Source organism: Ruminococcus sp. N15.MGS-57, from assembly GCF_000980385.1.
GTDB classification, from domain to species: domain Bacteria; phylum Bacillota; class Clostridia; order Oscillospirales; family Ruminococcaceae; genus Hominimerdicola; species Hominimerdicola aceti.
Genome location: NZ_LARF01000029.1, coordinates 21,220 through 29,470, shown reverse-complemented (window position 1 = coordinate 29,470; position 8,251 = coordinate 21,220). Strand labels below are relative to the sequence as shown.

Annotated in this window: 7 protein-coding genes; 4 read left to right on the top strand and 3 right to left on the bottom strand. The window is 42.9% G+C overall.

Features of this window, described 5'->3' with window-relative positions; genetic code table 11:
- The 3 genes from cas5e to WS40_RS11520 form a co-directional block, all read left to right on the top strand.
- A partial coding sequence (gene cas5e / locus WS40_RS07320) for a type I-E CRISPR-associated protein Cas5/CasD (protein ID WP_325208477.1) occupies window positions 1-649 on the top strand: 649 nt, incomplete at its 5' end.
- A gap of 8 nt (window positions 650-657) precedes the next feature.
- Entirely contained in the window at window positions 658-1,281 is a 624-nt protein-coding gene (gene cas6e / locus WS40_RS07315) for a type I-E CRISPR-associated protein Cas6/Cse3/CasE (RefSeq protein ID WP_046441458.1), read from the top strand.
- The gene (locus tag WS40_RS11520) at window positions 1,281-1,727 is read left to right on the top strand and encodes a hypothetical protein (RefSeq protein ID WP_325208476.1); all 447 of its coding nucleotides are present in this window, start codon (window positions 1,281-1,283) and stop codon (window positions 1,725-1,727) included. The genes cas6e and WS40_RS11520 overlap by 1 nt, the downstream gene beginning before the upstream one ends.
- Here WS40_RS11520 and WS40_RS07310 read toward each other — a convergent pair.
- The 3 genes from WS40_RS07310 to WS40_RS07300 form a co-directional block, all read right to left on the bottom strand.
- The gene (locus WS40_RS07310; protein ID WP_046441456.1) at window positions 1,681-4,203 is read right to left on the bottom strand and encodes a heavy metal translocating P-type ATPase; all 2,523 of its coding nucleotides are present in this window, start codon (window positions 4,201-4,203) and stop codon (window positions 1,681-1,683) included. The genes WS40_RS11520 and WS40_RS07310 overlap by 47 nt on opposite strands.
- Before the next feature lie 14 nt (window positions 4,204-4,217).
- The gene (locus tag WS40_RS07305) at window positions 4,218-4,547 is read right to left on the bottom strand and encodes a metal-sensing transcriptional repressor (RefSeq protein WP_022286791.1); all 330 of its coding nucleotides are present in this window, start codon (window positions 4,545-4,547) and stop codon (window positions 4,218-4,220) included.
- A gap of 166 nt (window positions 4,548-4,713) precedes the next feature.
- Window positions 4,714-6,096 (bottom strand): LCP family protein, encoded by a 1,383-nt coding sequence (locus WS40_RS07300; protein ID WP_046441454.1) that lies wholly within the window; start codon window positions 6,094-6,096, stop codon window positions 4,714-4,716.
- A gap of 364 nt (window positions 6,097-6,460) precedes the next feature.
- On the opposite strand from WS40_RS07300, the gene WS40_RS07295 reads away from it, so the two are divergent.
- Entirely contained in the window at window positions 6,461-8,089 is a 1,629-nt protein-coding gene (locus tag WS40_RS07295) for a CTP synthase (protein ID WP_046441452.1), read from the top strand.
- Window positions 8,090-8,251 lie beyond the last annotated feature (162 nt).

The following is an 8,251-nucleotide window of genomic DNA, read 5'->3' as shown; positions in this document are numbered from 1 at the left end:
GGCAGTATTATTGCTAAGACTTGCTGCCCCATTACAAGCGTGGGGCAGCAGTTCAAAATTCATTGTGCATTCAACAGAACGTGAGCCTACCAAAAGCGGCGTTATTGGCATGATAGCGGCAGCTCTTGGTATCCAGCGTAATGACGATCCGCAGAAGCTTGTGCCGCTTACAACGCTCCGTTTTGGCGTTCGTGCCGATAAGGAGGGCGTTTTGCTTAAAGATTTTCATATGGTGCATGGCTATAAGATAGCAGATGTTACAGAGCGTTATTATCTGTCAGACGCAGTGTTTCTTGTCGCACTTGAAAGTGATGATAAATCATTGCTGGAGAGTATAGCTTCTGCACTGCAAAATCCTGTTTATCCGCTGTATCTTGGACGAAAGTCCTGTCCGCCAACTTTGCCTATCGTTCTTGGCGTTAAGGGCGAGGATATTCTTACGGCACTAAAGACCGAGCCATATCTTTATAAGAACGCTCACCGAAAAAGCGTGCGCATTTCCTATGAAGTCACATCAGGCGGTGCAATGGTGCAGGATATTCCGTTGTCATTCTCACAGCTTCACAGAAAGCACGGCTGGCGAATGAAGCGTGAAGAACTTCTTGTTGTGGATAGCAACCCAGAGCATGACGCCTTTTCTAAATTGTGAGGTGCAGTATGTATTTAACAAGAATAAAATTAGATATGACAAAAACAAATACAATGAAGGCATTGGTATGCCCAAGCAGATTTCATGGAGCTATCGAAAGTGCTGAGTCTGACGGCAGAACAAGGAAGCTTTGGAGAATAGACGAGCTTGGCGGAGAGAAGTATTTACTCATATTATCAGAAAAAGAACTTGATTTTTCAAATGTTTCAGATCAATTCGGAGCAGAAAGACCGCAAACTAAATGTTATGATACATTACTTGACAGAGTTAAAAATAGCAGTAAGTGGCAGTTTCGTTTGAAAGCAAACCCTGTTATACATAAGAAAGATACTAATTCCCACAGAGGTCGCCCTGTCGGACTTATAGGAAATAAACAGCAGGAAGAATGGCTGAAAAAGCAGGCTTTGAAAAACGGCTTTTCTCTAGAGGACGGAATGTGGCTGGTAACAGAGTTTAAGTGGTATGATTTTAAAAAGGGCGAGCGTAGAAACCATGTGAGAATACTTTCTGTAACATATGAGGGCGTGCTTACAGTAACAGACGAGGAACTTCTTAAAGTTGCACTTACTAATGGTATCGGCCGTGAGAAAGCTTATGGTCTTGGAATGCTGACGATCGTCGGAGTAAGATAATGGCACAACAAAATGTGATAGAGAAGCCAGATCTCCATGCACTGCCCACAATAAGCGACAGAATGACGTTTATTTATCTTGAACATTGCAAGGTAAGCCGTGAAAACGGTGCAGTCACCGCCACAGATCTTGACGGAACAGTGTATATCCCTGCGGCAGCCATAACAGTGCTGCTGTTGGGACCCGGCACTCTTTTCCCCGCATACGCGGGGGTGATCCTAATGATAAGATCACTGCGGCAATCAGTCAAGCCTTTTCCCCGCATACGCGGGGGTGATCCCGGTTCTATTGATGATTTTATCGGTGGACTTGACTTTTCCCCGCATACGCAGGGCTACACAATTTCCAAAAAAGCGGTGCTTTCAAAGCACCGCTTTTTTCAAAATATACAGCTAAAACCTACTTTATCCCCTTTACCTTATACCCTGCGTCCGTTACAGCCTTAGAAAGCACCTCGTCAGCCACCTCCTTGTCAAGTGTGATGTAAGCGCACTTGTCCTCAAGGGAAACATCTGCTGTAACGCCGTCTATCGCATTAAGCACCTTCGTTACTGTGCCTGTGCAGTGTGAACACATCATGCCGTCGATCTTCATTACCTTTTTCATTTTTCCGTCCTCCGTTTTAGTATTTATTTCAGCCTTTGCGGCTTTGTTTTCTCTGCCACTTTTAAAAAGATTGAGCCTTAACGCATTGGTCACAACGCAAACTGAGCTTAAACTCATTGCCGCTGCACCGAACATAGGATTGAGCTTCCAGCCAAGCAATCCGTAGAATACTCCTGCCGCCAGCGGAATACCAAGCGAGTTGTAAATAAGTGCCCAGAAAAGGTTTTCCTTGATGTTCTTCATAACGCTCCTGCTGAGCTTGACAGCCGTAACAGCATCATTCAGATCGCTTTTCATTAGCACGATATCAGCCGACTCGATAGCAATATCCTGTCCTGCACCGATAGCTATTCCAACATCTGCCGTTGTAAGGGCAGGTGCGTCATTTATTCCGTCGCCTATCATGGCTACCTCTTTGCCCTGCTCCTGCAATTCTTTGATTATCGTAGCCTTGTCCTCAGGCATAAGCTGTGATCTTACCTGTGAAATGCCAAGCTTTTTCTGTATTGCTCTAGCTGTTTTCTCGTTGTCCCCTGTGAGCATTACAGTTTCAATGCCTGCCTTTTTGAAGCCCTCTATAGCCTCTGCACTTGTCTCTTTTATCTTGTCTGCAATGAACAGAATGCCTGCAAGCTTGTTGTCGATCGCTACATAAAGTGGTATCTCACCATTGTCAGCGTGAGCATGAGCTGTCTCCTCAACCATCGATATGTCAACTCCACTGTTATCCATAAGCCGCTTGTTACCGATAAGAACGTCTCTGCCCTCAACAACAGCCGATATACCACCGCCTGCTGTTTCTGTGTAGCTTTCAGCAGGGGAGAGTTCAATGCCATTTGTCTTGCAGTGGCCTGTAACAGCCTTTGCAAGTGGGTGTGATGAACCGCTTTCTGCCGAGCCACAAAGCATTTTAAGCTCTGAAACATCAAAATCACCAAACGCTTGCGCTGAAATAAGCTCAGGCTTGCCTTCTGTGCAAGTTCCTGTTTTGTCAAGAACAACAGTGTCAATGCTGTGAGCAGTTTCAAGGCTTTCAGCGGATTTTATTAGGATACCGAACTGTGCCGCTTTACCTGTTCCTACCATTATTGCAGTGGGCGTTGCAAGTCCCAATGAGCATGGGCAGGATATAACAAGCACTGATATTGCCATGTTAAGAGCAAATGCGAAGCTATAGCCAAGTAGCAGCCATACTACCAGTGAAATAAGAGCTATCGTTATAACTATAGGCACGAACACAGCGCTTATCTTGTCTGCAAGCCTTGCTACAGGCGCTTTTGAAGCGGAAGCGTCCTCAACGAGTGCGATTATCTGTGAAAGTGTTGAGTCTTTAGCTTGCTTCTCACACCTTACCTTAGCAAAACCGCCAGCCGATACGCATGCACTCATAACTCTGTCACCCACTGCCTTGTCTACAGGTATGCTCTCGCCTGTGAGTGCAGATTGGTCAACAGTGCAGTTCCCATCAATAAGAACTCCGTCACATGGCACAGACCAGCCAGCTTTGAGCAGGAATACATCTCCCACCATTACGTTCTCCGCAGGAACTTCCATCTCCTCGCTGTCACGGATAACAACTGCCGTCTTAGGCGCAAGGCTCACGAGCTTATTCACAGCATTAGCCGTCTTGTCTTTTGAGCGAGCCTCAAGATATTTTCCCACAGTGATAAGTGTGAGTATCATGCCGCATGACTCATAATATAGATTCATCATATACTCATGTGCCGAGCCAAGGTCGCCCCTGCCCATAAAGTAAGCCATTCTGTAAGTGCCGTAAACACTGTATATGAATGAAGCCGCCGCACCAAGAGCTATAAGGCTGTCCATGTTAGGGGAGCGGTGGATAAGATTTTTGAAGCCGTTTGAAAAATAGTGAAAGTTTATTGCAATGATAGGCACTGTGAGCAAAAGCTGAGTGAGTGCGTATATCATCATGTTTTTGTGCCCTGTAAAAATAGGGGGGATAGGTATGTTCGCCATGTGTCCCATGCAAATATAGAACAGCGGTATCAAAAATCCCACCGACCACCATAGGCGTTTTTTCATCTTTTTACTTTCGTCCTGAGTTGCCGCAACAGGTGATGCAGTTTTGTTTTCTTTGTCGCCTATCTCGCTTGCTCCATATCCTGCACTTTCAACAGCATTTATGACCGCCTGAGCGTTAGTTACGCCCTCGTCAAGATCCACCGTCATTTTGTTTGCAAGCAAGTTCACGTTTACGTCCATTACGCCATTTACCTTACTCACAGCCTTTTCCACATGAGCCTGACACGCCGCACAACTCATGCCAGTTACATTGAATTTTAACTTTTTCATAGATATTTGCCTTTCTATTTAAGCTTTTTCATAAGCTCTAATACTTCATCGACAACTTCAGTGTTGCCGCTTTGTATCTCCTCTGTCATACAGGTCTTCATATGTTCCTGCAAAATAAGATAGCCGAAGCTTTGCATTGCACTTTCAACCGCTGCAACCTGAATGAGTATATCTCCGCAGTAGCGGTTATCGTCAAGCATTTTGATAATGCCGTTTATTTGTCCCGAAACTCTGCTTAGCCTATTCTTTAGCTGTTTTATTTCCTTATCATCACGGGGAGTGTGCTTGTGCCTGCAAGTATCACAGCAGCCGCATGACAGTTCTTTATCATTTCTGTTGTCCATGTTTTTTTGCCTCCTTACTATATTAAATACCCTTATGGGGTATCTTTTGCTGCATATATATTATATACCCCTTACGGGTATTTGTCAACCATTTTTTTTATATTTTTTTGCATAAAGCAAAAAAATATCCGCCCCCAAAAAAGGAAAGCGGATATCAATTATTCAGTTAGTAGCCGTAATACCCAGTGTCATAGCTGTAGTTGTAAGCATTTTCTTCCTGATACTGCTTGATAGCTTCGTCAATGTTTTTACAACTGCCGTAAACTATATATTGAATGAACGCAGAGTTTGCGGCAAAGTCCGGATTAAGCACGTCCATGCTATAGATGACTTCGTTTGTGAAATAGCCGTCAGCAGGTATTCTAAGCTGCTGGATATCATATTTCATATAGTCAAAAGCATTGAGGAGCAGATTTGCGATCTCACCATCAGTAAGGTCTGTGTTTATCTCAGGAAGGACTTTGTTCAGAAGCTTGTCAAGCTGAACAAGACTGAGCTTCTTGGATTCGGTTATGATCTCTGAGATAACACGTCTTTGACGCTCGGTACGCTCATAGTCGGAATTTCCTACATATCTAAGCCTTGCAAACGCAAGTGCCTGATTTCCGTTAAGATGAAGCTTTACCTTATCCTCATCATTCTTGCCTGCAAATATGTCGTCGCTTATATAGTCAGTGCCTTTCTTATTTTTAAGGTATTTGTTCTGTTCAGCCATCGGCTTCTTCATGCCCTCGGCTTCAGCCTTTGACACTTCCATGTCGATACCACCTACAGTCTCAACTATATCTATAAACGAGTAGAAATTCACTCTTGCGTATCTGTCTATCTGGATACCGAAATAATCCTCAATACACTGTTCAAGATACTCACAGCCACCGTGCCAGTAAGCGCTGTTGAGCCTGTTGCCCTCGTCAAACTGCGCCATGTAAATGTACATATCACGCATAAGGGAGGTCATTGTAATAGTCTTGTTCTTGGTGTTTATGGAAATTATCATCATAACATCAGTATTTCCACGGCTCTCCTCTTCTGTATCACGGATATCCTCGCCAATGAGCAGAATGTTCGTTACATCCTCGCTGGATATCTTGGAGGACTGCTTTTGTAGCTGAGCCTTAAGCTCGTCCTCTTTTTCCTTTGCGTCAAATGTATCCGCCTCACTTGTAAGCTCGCTGGAATTTATAGGCGCTTTGCCTGAATTTATCTTGGTGTCTTTAGTTCTGTCAAGCATTCCTGTGTAGTGGAAAAACAGACCTACGATAATGGCAATTATAATAATGAATACTACAAATATTATTCCAAGAGCAATGCCCGTCTTTTTCTTCTTGCTCCAGCCTTTTTTCTTATTTGGCGTCTTATCCTGCTTTGGATCAGACTCATGTATCGGATCAGCTTTCTGCTGTTCCTTTGAGGGGATAGGTATGACCCCCGTAGGTCCGTTTGAGTTTGAAGCATCAAGTATCTTTCTATTTTCTATTGCATTGGATATTAGCGACTGTAAATCCTTATCTCCCTGAGTGTTGGAGGTGTTCTTGTTGTCGTTGTCCATAAAATAAACCTCGTTTCCGATTAAAGTCAGCAAGCCGGAAGTCTATAGCTCGTTTAAGCATAATACAATAATAGTATATACTATTTTACCTCAAATTACAACATAAATTTCGTACGAATTTGACTTTAAAATTACATCAATTTTTATAAAATCAAATAAAACCGCTTTAATTTATAACAATTTTACAAGAGATTATTGCAGCTATTTGATAATTTATAAAAAATTCAGAGAAAAATAGAAAAAACACTTGCCTTTTGTATAAAAATTTGTTATGATATTAGTAAGAGCGAAAAGGTGAGTTGTGTCCACATGATCTCACCTGATTTTTTTGTGTTTTATTTTTGATATATGGAGGAGAAATGATATGCCTACAAAATATGTCTTTGTAACAGGCGGTGTAGTATCAGGTCTTGGAAAGGGCATAACCGCTGCGTCACTGGGAAGATTGTTAAAAGCAAGGGGCTACAGCGTTACCATTCAGAAATTTGACCCGTATATAAATGTCGATCCAGGCACAATGTCACCTTATCAGCATGGTGAGGTTTTCGTAACTGACGATGGTGCGGAAACTGACCTTGATCTTGGTCACTATGAGAGATTTATCGACGAAAATCTTTCTATCAATTCAAATGTTACCACAGGTAAGATATACTGGACAGTTCTTAATAAGGAGAGAAGAGGAGATTATCTTGGCGGCACAGTTCAGGTCGTTCCTCATATCACCAATGAGATAAAGGATCGTCTTTACAGAGTAGGCAAATCAACTGACACAGATATAGTTATCACAGAGATCGGCGGAACAGTTGGCGATATCGAGTCCACACCATTTCTCGAGGCTATCAGACAGGCTTCTATCGAGCTTGGAAGAGAAAATTCTGTATTTATACATGTGTGCCTGCTGCCTTATATCTCGGGCTCAAAGGAGCTTAAATCAAAGCCTACACAGCATTCCGTAAAGGAACTGCTTTCTATCGGTATCCAGCCTAATATCCTTGTTCTTCGTTCTGAAATGGAGATACCTGAGGATATGAAGCAGAAGATAGGTCTTTTCTGCAACGTAAGAGCAGAGGACGTTATACAGAATCTTACAGCACCATCGCTTTATGAAGTGCCTCTCTGGCTTGAAAAAGAGGGCCTTGCAGATGTTGTTTGTCATCATCTTAAGCTTGAGTGCAGACAGCCAGACCTTAAAGAGTGGCAGGAAATGATAGGCAGAGTTCATAGCTGTAACAAGAAAGTAGCTATCGGTCTTGTTGGCAAGTATGTTGAGCTTGAGGACGCTTATCTTTCCGTAGCAGAAGCTCTCCGTCACGGCGGTTTTGAGAACAGCGCAGAAGTTGATATCAAGTGGATACAGTCTGAAAATCTCAATGAGAACACTGTAGCTGAAATGCTCCACGGCTGCGACGGTATAATCGTACCGGGCGGCTTTGGTGACAGAGGAATCGAGGGCATGATCGAAGCTATCAAATATGCAAGAGAACATAAGATACCAATGTTCGGTATCTGCCTCGGTATGCAGATGTCTGTTGTTGAGTTTGCAAGACACGTTGCAGGACTGGAAGGGGCAAATTCTTCCGAGTTTGGTGACACTCCATATCCTGTTATAGATATAATGGATTCACAGAAGGATATCACAGAAAAGGGCGGCACGATGCGACTTGGCCTTTATCCATGCAAGCTTGCAGACAATTCAAGATGTGCTGAGATCTATTCAGCACCACAGAATCTTATCCGTGAGCGTCATCGTCACCGTTGGGAGTTCAATAATGAATACAGAAAGCTTCTTGAAGATAAGGGTCTTATGCTTGCAGGCCTTTCACCTGACGAAAAGCTTGTTGAAATAGTAGAGCTTCCAAAGAATGTACACCCATGGTTCGTTGGTGTTCAGTTCCACCCAGAGTTCAAGTCAAGACCAAACAGAGCGCATCCTCTGTTCAGAGATTTCATCAGAGCTTCTATTGAGTATTCTGAGTTTGGCGAGAAAATATAATAACATATAGTTTTTATCAAGGACAGATGATTTTTTTCATCTGTTCTTTTTTTTGTGTAAAAATGCAAAACGTGCAAGGAAAATGGCGTAAATATGTATGATTTGAATAAAAGTCATTGACCTTTTATGTGATGTATGATATAATCGTATTAAGTGAAGTAA